The 16,530-nt window shown below is 66.9% G+C and carries 17 protein-coding genes and 1 tRNA gene; 7 read left to right on the top strand and 11 right to left on the bottom strand.

The features are described from left to right. Window positions 1-69: 69 nt before the first annotated feature. The 3 genes from selA to NJH59_RS04780 all read left to right on the top strand — a co-directional run bounded on the left by selA (window position 70) and on the right by NJH59_RS04780 (window position 3,506). Complete coding sequence (gene selA, locus NJH59_RS04790) at window positions 70-1,494, top strand: L-seryl-tRNA(Sec) selenium transferase (RefSeq protein ID WP_054916432.1); 1,425 nt, start codon at window positions 70-72, stop codon at window positions 1,492-1,494. Beyond that, window positions 1,491-3,404, top strand: a complete 1,914-nt coding sequence (selB, locus tag NJH59_RS04785) for a selenocysteine-specific translation elongation factor (protein ID WP_196932675.1) — start codon at window positions 1,491-1,493, stop codon at window positions 3,402-3,404. The genes selA and selB overlap by 4 nt, the downstream gene beginning before the upstream one ends. A 6-nt stretch (window positions 3,405-3,410) precedes the next feature. Further along, window positions 3,411-3,506 (top strand) — tRNA-Sec (locus NJH59_RS04780). A gap of 14 nt (window positions 3,507-3,520) precedes the next feature. Here the strand turns inward: NJH59_RS04780 and NJH59_RS04775 are convergent. Further along, a complete protein-coding gene (locus NJH59_RS04775) occupies window positions 3,521-4,513 on the bottom strand; it encodes an asparaginase (protein WP_253086473.1) in 993 nt (330 codons plus the stop codon). Window positions 4,514-4,593: 80 nt separating this feature from the next. Continuing rightward, entirely contained in the window at window positions 4,594-6,042 is a 1,449-nt protein-coding gene (locus tag NJH59_RS04770) for a sodium:alanine symporter family protein (RefSeq protein ID WP_253086482.1), read from the bottom strand. 168 nt (window positions 6,043-6,210) lie between these two features. On the opposite strand from NJH59_RS04770, the gene NJH59_RS04765 reads away from it, so the two are divergent. Then, window positions 6,211-7,029, top strand: coding sequence for a helix-turn-helix transcriptional regulator (locus NJH59_RS04765; RefSeq protein ID WP_043861908.1), 819 nt, complete (start codon window positions 6,211-6,213; stop codon window positions 7,027-7,029). Window positions 7,030-7,041: 12 nt separating this feature from the next. Here NJH59_RS04765 and NJH59_RS04760 read toward each other — a convergent pair whose 3' ends face one another. Further along, window positions 7,042-7,884, bottom strand: a complete 843-nt coding sequence (locus NJH59_RS04760; protein WP_253086472.1) for an alpha/beta hydrolase — start codon at window positions 7,882-7,884, stop codon at window positions 7,042-7,044. A gap of 254 nt (window positions 7,885-8,138) precedes the next feature. Here NJH59_RS04760 and NJH59_RS04755 point away from each other — a divergent pair, with 254 nt between their 5' ends. Continuing rightward, on the top strand, window positions 8,139-9,023 hold the full coding sequence (locus tag NJH59_RS04755) for a sugar nucleotide-binding protein (protein WP_253086471.1): 885 nt from the start codon (window positions 8,139-8,141) through the stop codon (window positions 9,021-9,023). Further along, the gene (locus NJH59_RS04750) at window positions 9,016-9,945 is read left to right on the top strand and encodes an NAD-dependent epimerase/dehydratase family protein (protein ID WP_253086470.1); all 930 of its coding nucleotides are present in this window, start codon (window positions 9,016-9,018) and stop codon (window positions 9,943-9,945) included. Before NJH59_RS04755 ends, NJH59_RS04750 begins: the two co-directional genes overlap by 8 nt. Window positions 9,946-10,047: 102 nt before the next feature. On the opposite strand, the gene NJH59_RS04745 is transcribed toward NJH59_RS04750, so the two are convergent. The 5 genes from NJH59_RS04745 to NJH59_RS04725 form a co-directional block, all read right to left on the bottom strand. Continuing rightward, a complete protein-coding gene (locus NJH59_RS04745; protein ID WP_043861904.1) occupies window positions 10,048-10,731 on the bottom strand; it encodes an OmpW family outer membrane protein in 684 nt (227 codons plus the stop codon). 110 nt (window positions 10,732-10,841) lie between these two features. Then, window positions 10,842-11,354 carry a DUF3299 domain-containing protein gene (locus NJH59_RS04740; RefSeq protein ID WP_043861948.1) on the bottom strand — a complete coding sequence of 171 codons (513 nt, stop codon included), beginning with the start codon at window positions 11,352-11,354 and terminating at the stop codon, window positions 10,842-10,844. A gap of 11 nt (window positions 11,355-11,365) precedes the next feature. Next, entirely contained in the window at window positions 11,366-12,631 is a 1,266-nt protein-coding gene (locus tag NJH59_RS04735) for an ABC transporter permease (protein ID WP_043861903.1), read from the bottom strand. Continuing rightward, on the bottom strand, window positions 12,631-13,350 hold the full coding sequence (locus tag NJH59_RS04730; RefSeq protein ID WP_043861902.1) for an ABC transporter ATP-binding protein: 720 nt from the start codon (window positions 13,348-13,350) through the stop codon (window positions 12,631-12,633). Before NJH59_RS04730 ends, NJH59_RS04735 begins: the two co-directional genes overlap by 1 nt. Window position 13,351: 1 nt before the next feature. After that, window positions 13,352-13,915: a DUF2796 domain-containing protein gene (locus tag NJH59_RS04725; RefSeq protein WP_196932642.1), complete on the bottom strand. Its 564-nt coding sequence runs from the start codon at window positions 13,913-13,915 to the stop codon at window positions 13,352-13,354. Window positions 13,916-14,040: 125 nt separating this feature from the next. Here NJH59_RS04725 and NJH59_RS04720 point away from each other — a divergent pair, with 125 nt between their 5' ends. Continuing rightward, a complete protein-coding gene (locus NJH59_RS04720; RefSeq protein ID WP_078481672.1) occupies window positions 14,041-14,385 on the top strand; it encodes a hypothetical protein in 345 nt (114 codons plus the stop codon). Between the two features lie 79 nt (window positions 14,386-14,464). On the opposite strand, the gene trxA is transcribed toward NJH59_RS04720, so the two are convergent. The 3 genes from trxA to NJH59_RS04705 are packed head-to-tail and all read right to left on the bottom strand — an operon-like array spanning window position 14,465 to window position 16,474. Continuing rightward, on the bottom strand, window positions 14,465-15,337 hold the full coding sequence (gene trxA, locus NJH59_RS04715) for a thioredoxin (RefSeq protein WP_100634159.1): 873 nt from the start codon (window positions 15,335-15,337) through the stop codon (window positions 14,465-14,467). A 31-nt stretch (window positions 15,338-15,368) separates the two neighbouring features. Beyond that, window positions 15,369-16,031 carry a methyltransferase gene (locus tag NJH59_RS04710; RefSeq protein ID WP_054916423.1) on the bottom strand — a complete coding sequence of 221 codons (663 nt, stop codon included), beginning with the start codon at window positions 16,029-16,031 and terminating at the stop codon, window positions 15,369-15,371. Beyond that, the gene (locus tag NJH59_RS04705; protein ID WP_043861898.1) at window positions 16,028-16,474 is read right to left on the bottom strand and encodes a YbaY family lipoprotein; all 447 of its coding nucleotides are present in this window, start codon (window positions 16,472-16,474) and stop codon (window positions 16,028-16,030) included. The genes NJH59_RS04710 and NJH59_RS04705 overlap by 4 nt, the downstream gene beginning before the upstream one ends. Window positions 16,475-16,530 lie beyond the last annotated feature (56 nt).

Below are 16,530 nucleotides of genomic sequence, written 5' to 3'. Positions count from 1 at the left end.
GGATCCGACCCTGCGCGGTGTTCCATTCGCCGGCAAGGCCGGCTCCTACATAGGCCGGAGCGTTTTTGCATGTCCTCCAACGTCACTCAGTGCACCCACCGTCTACCCTCCATCGACACCCTCCTGCGCAGCCCTGCCTGCGTTCCCCTGGTGGACCGCTACGGCCGCGACGCCGTGCTCGCCACCTTGCGCCAACTGCTCGATGACCTGCGCGAGCCCGCCCGCCACGGCCAGCTCGGCGCTGCCGAACTGGCCCCCGAGGTGCTCGCCGGCCGCACCAACGAACGCCTCGCCGCCCGGCACCGCAGCCACATCCGCCGGGTGTTCAACCTCACCGGCACCGTGCTGCACACCAACCTGGGCCGCGCGCTGCTGCCCGAAGCCGCCATCGAGGCTGTCCAGCTTGCCGCGCGCCACCCCCTCAACCTCGAGTTCGACCTGGACAGCGGCAAGCGCGGCGACCGTGACGACCTGATCGAAGGCCTGATCCGCGAGCTCACCGGCGCCGAGGCCGTGACCGTGGTCAACAACAATGCCGCCGCCGTGCTGCTGGCGCTCAACAGCCTGGGCGCGCGCAAGGAGGGCATCATTTCGCGCGGCGAACTGATCGAGATCGGTGGTGCATTCCGCATCCCCGACATCATGGCCCGCGCCGGGGTCAGGCTGCACGAGGTGGGCACCACCAATCGCACCCACGCCCGCGACTACGAAGCGGCAATCAACCCGCGCAGCGGCCTGCTGATGCGCGTGCATTGCAGCAACTACAGCATTGAAGGCTTCACCAGCCATGTGCCCACCGCCGAGCTGGCGCAACTGGCCCACCAGCACGGCCTGCCGCTGCTCGAAGACCTGGGCAGCGGCAGCCTGATCGACCTGACCCGCTGGGGCCTGCCCGCCGAACCCACGGTGCGTCAGGCCCTGGCCGATGGCGCCGATATCGTTACCTTCAGCGGCGACAAGCTGCTCGGCGGTCCGCAGGCCGGGATCATCGTGGGCAGCAAGGCGCTGATCGCGCGCATCAAGAAGAACCCGCTCAAGCGTGCCCTGCGGGTCGACAAGTTGACCCTCGCCGCGCTGGAAGCGGTGCTGGGCCTGTACCGCGACCCCGACCGTTTGGCCGAGCGCCTGCCCAGCCTGCGCCTGCTGACCCGGCCGCAAGCCGAGATCCTGGCCCAGGCCGAACGCCTGGCGCCGCGCATGGCACAGGCGTTGGGCGCGTCGTGGAGCGTTGCCGCGCTGCCTGCACTGGGCATGATCGGCAGCGGCAGCCAGCCGGTGGCACGCCTGCCCAGTGCTGCGCTGTGCATGCGCCCACAGGTGTCCAAGCGCCTGCGCGGTCGCAGCCTGCTGGCGCTGGAAGCGGCCTTGCGCGCGTTGCCCATCCCGGTGCTCGGGCGCCTGGACGACGACGCGCTGTGGCTCGACCTGCGCCAGCTGGATGACGAACCCGCGTGGCTGGCGCAGCTGACGCAACTGGCGGTACTGCCCACGTGATCGTCGGCACCGCCGGGCACATCGACCATGGCAAGACCGCGCTGCTCGAAGCCCTCACCGGCCAGGCCGGGGATCATCGGCGCGAAGAGCGCGAACGCGGCATCACCATCGACCTTGGCTACCGTTATGCAGCGCTGGCGGCGGATGCGCCGTTGACCGGCTTTGTCGACGTGCCGGGCCACGAGCGGTTTATCCACAACATGCTGGCCGGCGCCCAGGGTATCGACCTGGTGCTGCTGGTGGTGGCGGCCGACGACGGGGTGATGCCCCAGACCCGCGAGCACCTGGCCATCGTCGAACTGCTGGGCATCGCGCAGGCGCTGGTGGCCATCACCAAATGCGACCGGGTCGAGCCGGCGCGGGTGCAGGCGGTGCAGGCCCAGGTGCGCGGGCTGCTTGCGCCGGGACCGTATGCCGGGGCGGCGCAGTTCGCGGTGTCGAGTGTCAGCGGCCAGGGTATCGAGGCACTGCGTCAGGCATTGCTCGCCGCGCAGCACGCCCTGCAGCCGCGTAGCCAGGGTGGCGCTTTTCGCCTGGCCATCGACCGGGCCTTCAGCGTGGCCGGGGCCGGTATCGTGGTCACGGGCACCGCGTTGTCCGGGCAGGTTCAGGTGGGCGACAGCCTGGTGCTGGGCAAGGCGGGCAAACCGGTGCGGGTGCGCGGCCTGCACGCGCAGAACCAGGTCGCGACCCAGGCCTTCGCCGGGCAGCGCGTGGCCCTGAACATCAGTGCCGAGCGGCTGGCGCTGGAGCATATCCACCGCGGCGACTGGCTGCTGGCCGAGTGGCTGCATGCGCCTACTCAGCGGCTGGATATCGAACTGCACCTGCTGGCCGGGGAAGCCCGTGCACTCGAGCATTTCAGCCCGGTGCACCTGCACCTGGGCACCCAGGACGTCACCGCCCGCGTCGCATTGCTGGAAGGCGAGCGGCTGGCGCCCGGGGCGCGCATGTTCGCGCAGCTGCTGGTCAACGCGCCGGTGCAGGCGGTGCATGGTGACTCCGTGGTGCTGCGCGACCAGAGTGCCCAGCGCACCCTTGGCGGCGGGCGCGTACTCGATCCATTCGCCCCGGCCCGCCAGCGCCGCAGCCCGCAGCGGCTGGCGCAGCTGCAGGCACTGGCGGCGGCCGACAGCCTGGAAAAGGCCTTGCCGGCGCTGCTTGCGCAAGGCACGGGCGGGCTCGACCCGCAGCGCCTGGAGCGCCAGTTCAATCGCTTGCGCAACCACTGGCGGCTGGATGCGCAGGTGCAGGTGGTGGCCACGCGGCAGGGGCCGCTGCTGTTCGACACGACGCAATGGCAGGCGCTCAAGGCCCGGGTGCTGGCGCAACTGGCGCGCTTTCACGAGCTCGAACCCGACCAGCTCGGCCCTGACCGCGACCGCCTGCGCCGTTTCGCCAGCCTGGCACTGGAGCGGCCGGCGTTCATCAGCCTGGTGGACGAGTTGCTGGGCGAGCAGGCGATTGCCAGCAGCGGCCCGTGGCTGCACCTGCCCACGCACCAGGCGCGCCTGAACGAGGCCGACACGGCGCTCTGGCAACAGGTGCAACCGTTGCTGCTGGCGGCGCGTTTCGATCCGCCCTGGGTGCGCGACCTGGCCCGCGCCACCGGCAGCGAAGAAGCCGAGGTACGGCTGCTGCTGCGCAAGATGGCGCGTCTGGGCCAGGTGCACCAGGTGGTGCGCGATCTGTTCTATCCCGAGGCCACAGTGCGGCAAATGGCGGCTATGCTGTTGCGCATGGCGGGTGATGAGGTGCAGGTGACGGTTTTTCGTGATGCGCTGGGTATCGGGCGCAAGCGCAGCATCCAGGTGCTGGAATACTTCGATCGCATCGGCCTGACCCGGCGCCTGGGCGACCAGCGCCGCATTCGCCGCGACAATGCCCTGGCTCAACCGGGCGACAACTGAATTCAAGGAAGGCAATCGCGCCCGGTGGCGCGGCCGGGCTTCAAACCCGGTTGGGGACGGCAGCCGTTCCCGGGCAGGTTCGACTCCGGCTGCCTTCCGCCATTTTTCGCAGTGCCTCAGGCCACCCGTTCACCGCACAGGTCCAGGGCGAACCAGTGCTCGGCGGTGTCGATGTCCAGCCCCGCGCCCAGCAGGGCGAACAGCTTGCCCAGCGCCGCCTCGCGGGTCATGCCGCCGCCCGATACCAGGCCGGTCTCGCGCAGGCGGCTGCCGGCGGCGTAGGTATCGAACAGCACACTGCCCTCGATGCACTGGCTGATGGCGGCAATCAGCACGCCCCCCTGGCGCGCCTTCTGCAACGCCTGCATCAGTGCTGCATCTTCCGATGGGCCGGTGCCGCTGCCATAGCATTCAAGCAGCAGGCCGCGCACGCCGCTCACTACCAGTGCCTGTACCTGCTCGGCCTGCAAGCCGGGGTACACCGGCAGCACCGCCAGTTTCACCGGCACCCGCGGTTGGGCATAGCCGAGTACCGCGGGCAACGCGCTGGCGCGGCTGCCTTCGCGGTGGCGCGCCGGCGCGGCAAACGCATCGAAGGCCTCGCTGCGCAGTTTGCTGGCCCGTGCGCCGTGCAGCAGCTGGCCTGCGAAATACAGCTGCACGCCGCTTTGCAGGCCGCTTTCGAACAGGGCCAGGGCGCCGTGCAGGTTGTCCCAGGCGTCGCTGTGCGGTGCGCCGGCCGGCAGCATCGAGCCGGTGAGCACTACCGGCACATCCAGCCCCAGCAGCAGGAACGACAACGCTGCTGCGCTGTAGGCCAGGGTGTCGGTGCCGTGCAGCAGCAGGATGGCGTCGTGGCCATCACGCGTCACCGCTGTGACGATGGCCGCCTGCATGGCCAGCCAGTTGGCCTGCTGCATGTTGGCGCTGTCGAGCAGCGGTGACATCTCCTGCAGGCGCCAGTGCACCCGGGGTGGCGTCGGGTGCGTGTCCAGCCAGGCGCGCATGCGTGCCTCGAAGCCACCGGCCGGCGCCAGGCCATGGGGCGTTTGCAGCATGCCGATGGTGCCGCCGGTGTAGAGGACGAGAAGGTTCTTGACCGCGCGCATGGTGAGCATTCCAGGCAGGTGAGAAAAGGGGCATCGCGAATCGGCTGCCGCCCGCGAACGGGGCGGCGGCACAGGGTTGCTCAGCGTTGCGCTTGAGCTTGAGCTTCGCCCACGCTGGCAGGGCGTGTGCTTTCAGCGGGCTGGACAGCAGGCCAGGCCTGGGTGTCCAGGTCCAGGTCGGGGAACCTGGCCGAGTCGAATACCGGCTGCTTGATGCCTGCCTTGCGCTGGTCGTCGTAGTCGCGCATCACGCGCAGGCCGATCTTGAACAGCAGCGCCAGGGCGATCAGGTTGACGAAGGCCAGGCACGTCATGGTGATGTCGGCGAAGGCGAACACGGTCGACAGGTTCTGCACCGAGCCCCACACGATCAGCGCCAGCACCAGGGCACGGTAGACCATCAGCACCGCACGGTTGCGGGTCAGAAACTGCAGGCTGTTTTCGCCCAGGTAGTAGTTGTAGAGGATGCAGGTGAACACGAACAGCGACAGCGCCACGCTGACGAACAGGCGACCCCAGTCACCGACCACGGCAGCCAGCGAGTTCTGGGTCAGCACGATGCCGTCACCTTCGAAGCCCGGGGTGTAGAAGCCCGACAGCAGAATCAGCAGCGCGGTGCAGGTGCAGATCACGAAGGTATCGAGGAACACGCTGAATGCCTGCACCACGCCCTGGGCGCCCGGGTGTTTCACTGCCGCCACGGCGGCCACGTTGGGCGCACTGCCAAGGCCCGCTTCGTTGGCGAACACGCCACGCTTGACGCCCATCACGATGGCACTGCCCAGCAGGCCGCCGAAGGCAGGGTCCAGGCCGAAGGCGCTCTTGAAGATGGTTTCGAGCATGGCCGGCACGTGTTCGATCTGGCTGCCGATCACGTACAGGGTAACGCCGATGTAGGCCAGGGTCTTGACCGGCACCAGCAGGTCGGACACCGAAGCGATGCGCTTGATCCCGCCCAGGAACACGATGGCCAGCAGCACGGCCAGGGCAATCCCGGTGTGCTCCGGGGCGAAGCCGAAGGCGTTCTGCAGCGAGTGGGTCACGGTGTACGACTGCAGGCCGTTGAAGGCGAAGCCGTAGGTCACCAGCAGCAACACCGAGAACACCACTGCCATGGCGCGCAGGTTGAGGCCGTGCAGGATGTAGTAGGCCGGGCCTCCGCGGTACAGGCCGTCACCGTCGGCGCGCTTGTAGACCTGCGCCAGGGTGCATTCGAAGAAGCTGCTGGACATGCCCACCAGCGCCGTCACCCACATCCAGAACACCGCGCCCGGGCCGCCCAGGGTCACGGCGATACCGACACCGGCGATGTTGCCGGCACCCACGCGCCCGGCCAGGCTCAGCATCAGTGCCTGGAACGAACTCAACTGGCCCGCCTGGCCGCGCAACGATTCCTTGAATACGCCGAACATATGGATGAAATGGCGAAACTGCACAAATCGCGAGCGCAGGGTGAAATAGCTTCCCAGTCCGACGATAAGCACGATAAGGAGCTTCCCCGAAAGGAAATCGTTGAGCACTTCGAGCATGGCGTGACCTCGGTTCTTGTTCTGAATGACAGTGGCTGACGGCGTGCGCCGTTTGCCTGGGGGCGCATGGTTGGTCATGACAAACGTCGTTACAATTTCGCGGGTTGCTCTGAGTTGATGCGACCTGATGCTAAACTGGCGCCTATCGCATCAATCGGTACCTGATCAATGAGTCAACACCTGGGCCCCAACCTCAAGCTGGCGTGCAGCCATTACCGCTCTATTTCCGAGGTTTGCCGGCAGCTGTCGATCAACCGGGCGCAGTTCAACAAGTACCTGAGCGGGCAGAGCCAGCCGACGGCGTACAACCTCAAGCGCATCGGCGACTTCTTCGGCGTCGAGGACTACGAACTGGGCCTGCCGCCGGAACAGTTCGCGCGCCTGATCGGTGCGCGCAGCTCGGCGCTTGCCAGCCCGGCCCAGGCCGACCCGTTGCTGGAACTGCTGCGCCCGCTGCGCGAGCACGAGGGCAATCTGTCGCGCTACTGCGGCTACTACTTCGAGTATTCCAACTGCATGTCGGTGCCGGGCAGCATCCTGCTGTCGCTGGTGCACCTGCGCGAAGAACGCGGCACGTTCCTGTTCGAGCGCCAGGAACGCCAGGAGCGCTCCAGCAGCACCGACGTGCAGGCCGAAGACTGGGTGCGCTGCCGCTACCTGGGCGCGGCCTTTCAGTTGCAGGACCGGGTGTTTCTGATCGACTACGAATCGCTGACGGTCAACGAGATGAGCCAGACCATCCTGATTCCCAGCTTCAAGAGCCGCATCACCCGGCTCAACGGCCTCAAGACCGGCGTCTCCAGCGGTGACCGGCGCACTCCGGCGTGTACCCGCGTGGTGTGGGAATACCTGGGCCCGGAAATCAACCGCATCAATGCCTACCGCCAGGTCCGGCTGTACCGCCCGGATGACCCGCGCATCGATGACGATGTGCGCGCACGGCTCAACGTCGGGCCGATTCGCAACGGCCTGTTCGAGATCGAGTGAAGGGCGCCGTGCTCAGCGGCGAATGAATGCCGCCACCTGCTGCGCCAGGGCCCCGGCCTGTGGGGGATGGGCGCGCAGGTGGGCGGCGATGCCGTGGTCGCAGTCGGGCAGGGTCAGCTGTTCGAAATGCCCGGGGGGTAGGGTGTCGCTCAGCGCCTGGATGACTTCGGCCGGGATCGGGCTGTAGCGCAGCATGCCGTCGATTTCCACATGGCCTGCCGACGTGCCCGGGGTTCGCCCGTGGTGGCCGGCCAGCAGGCCATCGTATTGTCCCAGCACCAGCAGCACCTGGCCGCGATAGCTGCGCAGGAACTTGTAGCTGTCGCTGTCGAGAAACCCGTGGGGGGTGCTGATGGCGCGGGTGAAGGCCGGGCCGAAGGGTGCATCGTAGGCGCTGTCGGCATAGACCGCCGGGCACAGCAGCACCAGCTTGTTCACCTGGCGTGCATGGTGCGCTGCCACTTTCAGCGCCAGCGCTGCGCCCAGGCTGTGGCCGATCACGGTGTTGCAGCGATGCTCGACGTGGCGAAAGAAGCGCAGCGCCTCGGCCAGGTTGGTGTGCAGCGAGGGCGCCCGGGCCCCCGGCAGGCTGGCCAGGCTGTGCCCCGACAGGTTGCCGGTCAGCGAGCCGATGCCCAGGGCCTGCAGGCGGTACAGCAGCGGGTTGAGGTGGGTGAAGTCGCTGCGTGCGCCGCCGAGCATGAACAGCGGCGGCGCGTGCTCGATATCGGGGATCAGCAGGCGACCTTCCTGGCTGTAGCCGTCGAACGTTTCGACCACCAGGCACTCGCGGCCCGGGCTGGGTTCGTCGAATTGCCAACGCTCACGTCCGTGTGCGGCCGTCTTGATCGGCATGAAGCGGTCCTCTTGCCCGGGGTGAAGGGTCGACAAGTCGACATGAACCAGCGAGGCTGACGCTTTTACAGTAGATGCAGTCGGGCATTTCTGGTGGGCGCGCAGGTTATTTCTTGAACTACGTTGAACCCGTCACACTTTGCGCTGACACACTCTAGACTTTGGCGCCAGTCGGCCCCGCGTTGGACTTCGCCTGCTGGAAGCCGCAAAATATCCGCTTTCCCTCAATTTATCTGACCGGACCTGCTGACTCTATGCGAATGCGCCTGATGCTGTTGGGTGGTGGAAATGCCCTTGGGCAAGCGCTGATTCGCCTCGGGGCCGAGGAAGATATCGGCTTTCTGGCGCCGCGCCCACCTGACCAGGGCTGGGATGCCGCGAGCCTGACCCAGCTGCTCGATGACACCCGCCCCGATGCGCTGATCAATCTGGCCTACTACTTCGACTGGTTCCAGGCCGAATCGGTGAGCGAGCAGCGCCTGGCTTCGCAGGAGCGTGCGGTCGAGCGCCTGGCCGAACTGTGCCAGCACCACAACATCATCTTGCTGCAACCCTCCAGCTACCGGGTATTCGACGGTTCGCGGGCCACGGCCTATAGCGAAAAGGACGAGCCGGTACCGCTCGGCCAACGTGGCCAGGCGTTGTGGCGCATCGAACAGAGCGTGCGCGCGACCTGCCCGCAGCACGTGCTGCTGCGCTTTGGCTGGGTGCTCGACGACAGCGTCGACGGTGTGCTGGGGCGTTTTCTGACTCGCGCCGAGCACTCGCAGGAACTGCTGCTGGCCGACGACCGGCGTGGCAACCCGACCCCGGTCGACGATGCAGCGCGGGTGATCCTGGCGGTGCTCAAGCAACTGGACTGTGGCGCGCCACTGTGGGGCACCTACCATTACGCCGGCAACGAGGCGACCACGCCGCTGGCGCTGGGTCAGGCGATCCTCAGCGAAGCCGGGCAACTGCGTCAGCTGGCCGTCGAAGCGCCCACTGCGCAGGCCCACGCCGCCCGCCCGGATGCTGGCGAAGAACCCCAGCACGCAGTGCTGGCCTGCAAGAAAATCCTCCACACCTTCGGCATCAAGCCGCGTGCCTGGCGCGCCGGCCTGCCGACCCTACTGGACCGGTTCTATCGTCATGGCTGATGCTCCTATCCTGATTACCGGGGGGGCCGGCTTCATCGGCTCCCACCTGAGCGACGCGCTGCTGGCCAAGGGGTACGCAGTGCGTGTGCTCGACGACCTGTCTACCGGCCGGCGCCTGAACCTGCAGCTGGACAACCCGCGCCTGCAACTGATCGAGGGCGACGTGGCCGATGCCGCCCTGGTGGCCCGGGCCGCCGAGGGCTGCCAGGCCGTGGTGCACCTGGCGGCGGTGGCCTCGGTGCAGGCCTCTGTGGAAGACCCGGTCAGGACCCACCAGAGCAACTTCATCGGCACGCTGAACGTGTGCGAAGCGATGCGTGTGGCCGGCATCAAGCGCGTGCTGTTTGCCTCCAGCGCCGCGGTGTACGGCAACAACGGTGAAGGCCAGGCCATCGACGAGGACACGCCCAAGGCGCCGCTGACCCCCTATGCGGTGGACAAGCTGGCCAGCGAGCAGTACCTGGACTTCTATCGCCGCCAGCATGGGCTGGAGCCGGTGGTGTTCCGCTTCTTCAATATCTTCGGGCCGCGCCAGGACCCGTCGTCGCCGTATTCGGGGGTGATCAGCATCTTCTGCGAGCGCGCCCTCAACGGCACGCCGATCAACCTGTTTGGCGATGGCGAGCAGACCCGTGACTTCCTGTATGTGGCCGACCTGGTGGCGGTGCTGGTGCAGGCGCTGGAACAGACGCAGGTGCAGGAGGGGGCGGTGAACGTGGGGCTGAACCGCGCCACCACGCTGAACCAGTTGCTCGAGGCACTGCGCAAGGTGGTAGGGCCGTTGCCCGAGGTCAATCACGGGCCGGCGCGCGCGGGTGATATCCGTCATTCGCGGGCCGACAATGCGCGGCTGCTGGCGCGCTTCGACCTGCCCGAGCCGACGCCGCTGGCCGATGGGCTGGCGCACCTGCTGGGGCGCTGAACGTAAAAAGCTTCGCCGGCAACGCCGGCTCCTGCAGGCGGTGTTTTCCTGGCGGGAATCGCAGCCAAAAAAAAGCCCCGAATGATCGGGGCTTTTTCATGGTCAGAACTTGTAACCCACACCCACCATGTAGACCCATGGGTCCACATCCACGCTCACCTTGGTCTTGCCCACGCCCAGCGCGCTTGGGCCGTCGATGGTGGCCTTGGTGTCGATGTCCACGTACCAGACCGCGGCGTTGACCAGCAGGTTGTCGGTCAGCATGTAGTCCATGCCCAGTTGGCCGGCCAGGCCGACCGAGTCCTTGAGCTTCATGTTGCTGAAGCCCTGGGCCTTGCGGCTGCTGCTCAGGTCTTCATCGAAGAACAGGGTGTAGTTCAGACCGATACCGGCGTAAGGCTGGAACTTGGAGGTCGGTTCCATCGGGTAGTACTGCAGCGACAGGGTCGGTGGCAGTTGCTTGATGTTCGCCAGCTTGCCGTCCAGGCCCGCGCCCAGGCCCTTGACGCCCACTTCGTGCTGGAACGGGGTGGCTGCCAGCAGTTCCAGGCCGATGTGGTCGGTCAGCATGTAGGCAAAGGCCAGGCCCAGCTGGGTGTCGCTGTCCAGGGTGGCCTTGGTGCCGCCAACCTTGGTGCCATCGAGCTTGATATCGCCGCTGTCTTCGTTCGGTGCGGTGGTGATCGCACCGGCACGCAGAATGAAATCGCCCGCCTGGTGGGCGTGGGCAACAGGGGCTGCAAGCGCGAGGGCAATGAGCGAGGCGCTGAGCAAGGACTTGTTCATGGAAGCTCCCAAAGGACGTTTAGAATTTAATGTGTCCAATGGTAAGGAGCTGACAGGCGGTGATTCTTGACGCAGCTCAATGAAACCGCAAACGCCCTGGCGCGGGGCTTCTATTGTAGTTCATAGGCGTAGATCTTCTCGGCTTCCATCTGGTAGCCGGCCTCGGCCAGCTCGCTGCTGGAAGCCTTGACCTGCATCGGCCCCTCGATCCAGTAGGGCTGGTACAGCTCCTCGACCTTGATGCCGATTTCGCTGAACACGTGCACGATCTGGTTCGACGGTGGGGGCGGCACGTGAATGCATGCGCCGTAGTACGGCACCAGCAGGAACTCGGTGGTACGGCCTTCCTCGCTGACTTCCAGTGGCACGATGTAGCCCGGCAGCTTCACCTGCTGGCCATCCAGTGCCTTCACCACCGGCGCGTCGGGCGCCTGCTGCTGCGCCGCCGGGCCGCTTTCGCCGGCCAGCGCGTTGCTCAACTGCGAAAGGTCGTGCAGTGGGGTCATCTGCGGCACGATCACCGGTGCACCCTCGGGGATCAATTGCGGCCATTCCAGCGTGCGCGGCTCACCCGCCCACAGGGGCGGGGCAATCAACAGCAACAACAGCAGGGCACGACGTATCACGGGCGTTCTCACAGGTGAATGGACAAACCGTCGGCCAGCGACTGGCGGTAGGCCCGCCAGGCCGGAATGCTGCCCATCAGCACGGCGGCGCCGAGGATGATCCCCAGCAGACTCCACTCGTGGGCGCTGGGCAGCGCCAGCGGCAGGTACAGGCCGTAGTTGGCCTGCACCGTGCCCTGGGCCAGGGCGATGCCAAGGTAGAGCAGGCCAAGCCCGGCGGCAATCCCCGCCAGCGCCAGGGTGAACGCCTCCATCACCAGCAGCCCTGCAATATGCCAGGGGCGTGCACCCACCGAGCGCAGGATGGCCATTTCGCGGCGGCGCTCGTTGAGGCTGGTGAGGATCGCCGTGAGCATGCCGATCAGGCCGGTCAGCACCACGAACAGCGACACCACGAACAGCGCCTGTTCGGCGGTGCCCATCAGGCTCCACAGCTCCTGCAGGGCCACGCCGGGCAGAATCGCCAACAGCGGCTCGCCGCGAAACTCGTTGATCTCGCGTTGTAGGGTGAAGGTGCTGATCTTGTTGTTCAGGCCCAGCATGAACGCGGTGATGGCCTTGGGTGTGAGGTCCATGCCTCGGGCCTGTTCGGCGCTGACGCGGCCGGCGCCGCGGGCGGGCACGCCGTTGTGCCAGTCGACGTGGATCGCCTCCATGCCGCCAAGGCTGATGTGCAGGGTGCGGTCCACCGGGGTGCCGGTGCGTTGCAGCACGCCCACCACGGTGAACGGCTTGTCGTCATGCTTGACCAGGCTGATGGCGGCCACGCCATGGGCCAGCACCAGCTTGTCGCCGAGCTTGTAATGCAGCGCGTCGGCCACCTCGGCGCCCAGCACCACCTCGAACGGGTCGCTGGCGAAGGCACGCCCGCTGGCCAGTTGCAGGTGCTGCTTGCGCCCGTACTGGTAATGCTCGAAGTAGGCTTCGGTGGTGCCCATCACCCGATAACCGCGGTGCGAGTCGCCCAGCGAGATCGGGATGGCCCACTTCACCCGCGGGTTGCTGGCGTAGTGCTCGAAGCTGTCCCAGCGGATGTTGTTGGTGGCATTGCCGATGCGAAACACCGAGTACAGCAGCAGGTTCACCGAGCCCGAGCGCGCACCGACAATCAGGTCGGTGCCACTGATGGTGCTGGCAAAACTGGCGCGGGCCTCGGTGCGTACCCGCTCCACCGCCAGCAGCAGGCACACCGACAGGGCGATGGCGAAGGCGGTGAGCAGGGCAGTGAAGCGGCGGTTGGCGAGACTCGCCAGGGCAAGGCGGAGCAGGTACATCAGGCCTCCAGGTCGCTGGCAGGGCGCGCGGCGCGGTTGAGTTCGGCAAGCGACAGCTGGCGATCGAACAGCGGTGCCAGGCTCTGGTCGTGGCTGACGAACAACAGGCTGGAGCCGGCTGCGCGGCATTCGGCGAACAGCAGGCGGATGAAGGCTTCACGGGTGTCGGCATCGAGCGCCGAAGTCGGCTCGTCGGCAATCACCAGCTCGGGTTGGCCGATCAGCGCGCGGGCGGCGGCCACCCGTTGCTGCTGACCGATCGACAGGCTGTCGGCGCGCCGTGCCAGCAGTGCCGGGTCCTTCAGGCCCAGATGGGCGAGCAGGCTGGCGGCGGCCTTGTCCACACTGCCGTAGCGCTGGCCGGCGCGTTGCGCCCGGCTGCGCGAGAAACGGCACGGCAGCTCGACGTTTTCGCGTACCGACAGAAACGGCAGCAGGTTGAACTGCTGGAAGATGTAGCCGGTATGATCGACGCGAAAACGGTCGCGCTGGCCCTGGCTGAGCGCACCCAGCTCCTGGCCGAGCAGGCGGATGCTGCCGCGGTCGGCCTTCTGCACCCCGCCCAGCAGGCCCAGCAGGGTGGTCTTGCCACTGCCGCTGGGGCCCTTGAGGAACAGCGACTCGCCGGCCTGCAGGCGCAACGCCGGTATGTCCAGCAGCTCAGGCTGGCCGGGCCAGGCGAAACCCAGCCGGGACAGTTCGATCAGTGCCTGGCCCATGTCAGAAGTCGATCGCGCTGTGGGTCGGGGTCAGGTCCACGCCCTTCTGGCCATTGGGGCCCACCAGTTGCAGCTGGATCTTCTGGGTGGCGGGGAAGGCCTTGAACAGTGGCGCCAGGTCCAGGCGGGTGAGCTGGGCCGGGGTGGTGCATTCGAGTTTGTAATGGGCGTTGATGTCGCTGTGTTCGTGATCGTGGGCGTCGCCATCCTCGTCATGCACCGGCTTGTCGCCGAACAGCGGGCTTTGCAGGTCCTGGTCGGTTTCGCTGCAACCGGCTGCCTTGTTCAGGGCGAACAGCGCCAGGGGTGTTTCGAGCTGGGCGCGCACGGCCGCGACCTTGGCCTTGTCGGTGGCAGAAGTGGCGGCATGTTCGAAGCCCACCAGGTTCATCGCCGGGCTGTCGAATTCCAGCTCCAGGGCATTGCCGTCGAGTGCGACGTTCAGGTGCGCCACGCCATGTTCATGGGCGCCCAGGCTGCCATGCTCATGGTCATGGTCGTCATGGGCGTAAACTAGACTCAGGGGCAGCAGGGCGAACGGCAAGGCAAGCAGCAGACGACGCATGGGCGGAACTCCGGAAGGCGCTGAAAGAGTTTCGAAATGTTATAACAACTTGTCGGCCGCGTACCAGTGTCGCTGGATGAAACTTCGTGGGAGCATGGGCGCCTGATCGAGTGGAGGGTGCGAACGTGCGTATTCGTGGACACATCGGCGAATGGCCGGTGGATTTGAGCGTGGAGCTGGAGCCCCATGAGTGGGCGCAGCTGGGCGGGCAGTTGCAGGCGGCCGGGGCGCCGGCGGTTGCCGCTGCTGTACCGACGGCGCCGGTTCGCCCGGACGATGCAGTGTGGCAGGCGGCGCGCGAGGTGTTGCGCAAGGCCGGTCAGTTGAACGGGCCCCAGTTGCTGGAGGCGCTGGAGGGGTTGGCGGGCAATACGGCGGCCGGCAAGCGCCTGCTGGTGCGTTTGCGCCATAGCAGCGAGGTGAGGGTGGAAAGCGGGGCGGATGCGCCGGTCTATCACTGGGTCGGCTGAACACCGCGTTGATCCCATCGCGGGTCAAGCCCGCTCCCACAGCGCGGGTAGGTAACCTTGTGGGAGCGGGCGGTTGACCTCAGTACAACGCAGCAAACAGCTTGCGGCGGTAATCCAGCACCAGCGGGTGCTCGTTGCCCAGCAGGTCGAACACCTGCAGCAGGGTCTTGTGCGGCAGGCCGCCTTCATACCCGCGGTTGCGCTTGAACAGTTTCAGCAGCCCGTCCAGCGCCGCCTCGTACTGCTGGCGCGAGAGCTGCTGCACTGCCAGCTGATACGCCGCCTCGTCATCCTCGGCGTTCTGTGCCAGGCGTGACTTCAGGTCTGCCACGTCCGGCAGGCTGGCGGCCTGCTTGAGGAACGTCAGCTGCGCCTTGGCACCGGCCAGTGCAGCCTTGTGCTCATCGCTCTTGACCGCATCGAGCACGGTCTGCGCTTCGCCCAGCTCGCCACGCTCGGCCAGGCAACGGGCATACAGGATCAGTGCCGCGGCATTGCTGTTGTCTTCGGTCAGCAGGGCCTGGAGCAGCGCCTCGGCCTCGCTGAAGCGTCCCTCGGCAAACAGCCCCTGGGCCACTACCAGCGGGTCGGCCGCCGCCGGTGGCGGCAGTTGCACATGCGGTTCGAGCATTGCGCGGATTTCCGACTCCGGGCGTGCCTCGGCAAAGCCGTCGACCGGCTGGCCATCCTTGAACAGCACCACCGTCGGCAGGCTGCGGATACCGAAGCGCGCGACAATGTCCTGTTCCACATCGCAGTTGACCTTGGCCAGCAGCAGCTCACCCCGGTATTCGGCGGTGATTTTCTCCAGCAGCGGCATCAGCACCTTGCACGGCGCGCACCAGTCGGCCCAGAAGTCGACGAGCACGGGTTTGACGTAGGAGTTCTGGATCACCGACTGGTCGAAGTCGGCGCTGGTGGCATTGAAGATGTACGGGGTTTCCTGGCTCATCGCGACTCTCGCAAATCCTTGAATGGCAACACTATAAAGCGCTGCGGCTGGCGTGGTACAGGCTCACCTGGCGGAATTCGTGGGGTTCGGCCAGGTCTGGCAGGGTCAGGGCGTGCAGGGTGTCGAGCTGGCGGTACAGGGGGTGACGGAAGTCGCGCACCCGCGAGTCGGCCACCAGCGCCTGGTGCCCGCGGCTGAGAAACGCATCGAGCAGCGGCAGGTTGGCGCGGTCGTAGAGCACATCGGCCACCAGCACCAGGTCGAAGCGGTCGGCCTCGGCGAAGAAATCGCTGGAGTAGCCCAACTGCACCTGGTTGAGCGCGGCATTCGCGCGGCTTGCCTGCAGCGCCAGCGGGTCGAGGTCGCAGGCCACCACTTCAAGCGCCCCGGCGCGGGCGGCGGCGATGCCGGCAATGCCCGAGCCTGCGCCGAAGTCCAGCACGCGTTTGCCGGCCACCCACTCGGGGCGGGCGGCCAGGTAGCGCGCCATGGCCAGGCCGCTGGCCCAGCAGAAGGCCCAGTAGGGCGGCTCGTGCAGGATGCGCCGGGTTTCCTCGGGGCTGAACGCGCGGTCCATGTTGTGCGCATCGATCAGCCACAGCTTGAGGTCGCAGGCCGGCAGCTCGCTGACCACCAGCCGTGCGTCCCCCAGCAGCCCGCTCAACGCCTGTTGCAGGTGGATCGGCGCGGTCACGGCGCTTTTTCGAGGCGCAGCGGGCCGGTGGCCTGGGTTTGCGGGCTGCTGACCGCTACAGGTTGCAGGTGCAGGATCAGCTGCCCGGACTGGCTGGCACGCCCGCGCAGCTCCACCCGCGCACCGGCAGGGAACGCCTCGGGGTTGAAACGCAGCTGGAACGGCAGGTCCTGGCCGTTGGCGTCCAGGTTGCTGCTGGCCAGCAGGCGTTGCGGGCGGCCGCGCGGGTCGACCACCAGCAGCGCCAGCTCGACCTCGGCGCCCGACGGGATGCCAAGCAGGGTGCCGCTGATTTCACGCTGGTAGGCCGGCAGCGGGCCCAGGGCCACAGGTTGCTTGGCCGCTACCGGGGCCTTGGGGGCCAGCACCGGCTTGGGTTCATCGCTGCTGCAGGCGGCCAGCAGGGCGGCAAAACTGAGCACAACGAGCGCTCTAAAGGGCATGATCAATTCCTTCGGGGGGATATTTCCTCACTGGATGGTAACTGCTTTGGCTTGTC

The sequence above is a fragment of the Pseudomonas sp. VE 267-6A genome (genome assembly GCF_024126555.1).
GTDB lineage: Bacteria > Pseudomonadota > Gammaproteobacteria > Pseudomonadales > Pseudomonadaceae > Aquipseudomonas > Aquipseudomonas palmensis.
Note: the sequence above shows the minus strand (reverse complement) of the source record. Positions and strands in the feature narration are given on the sequence as shown.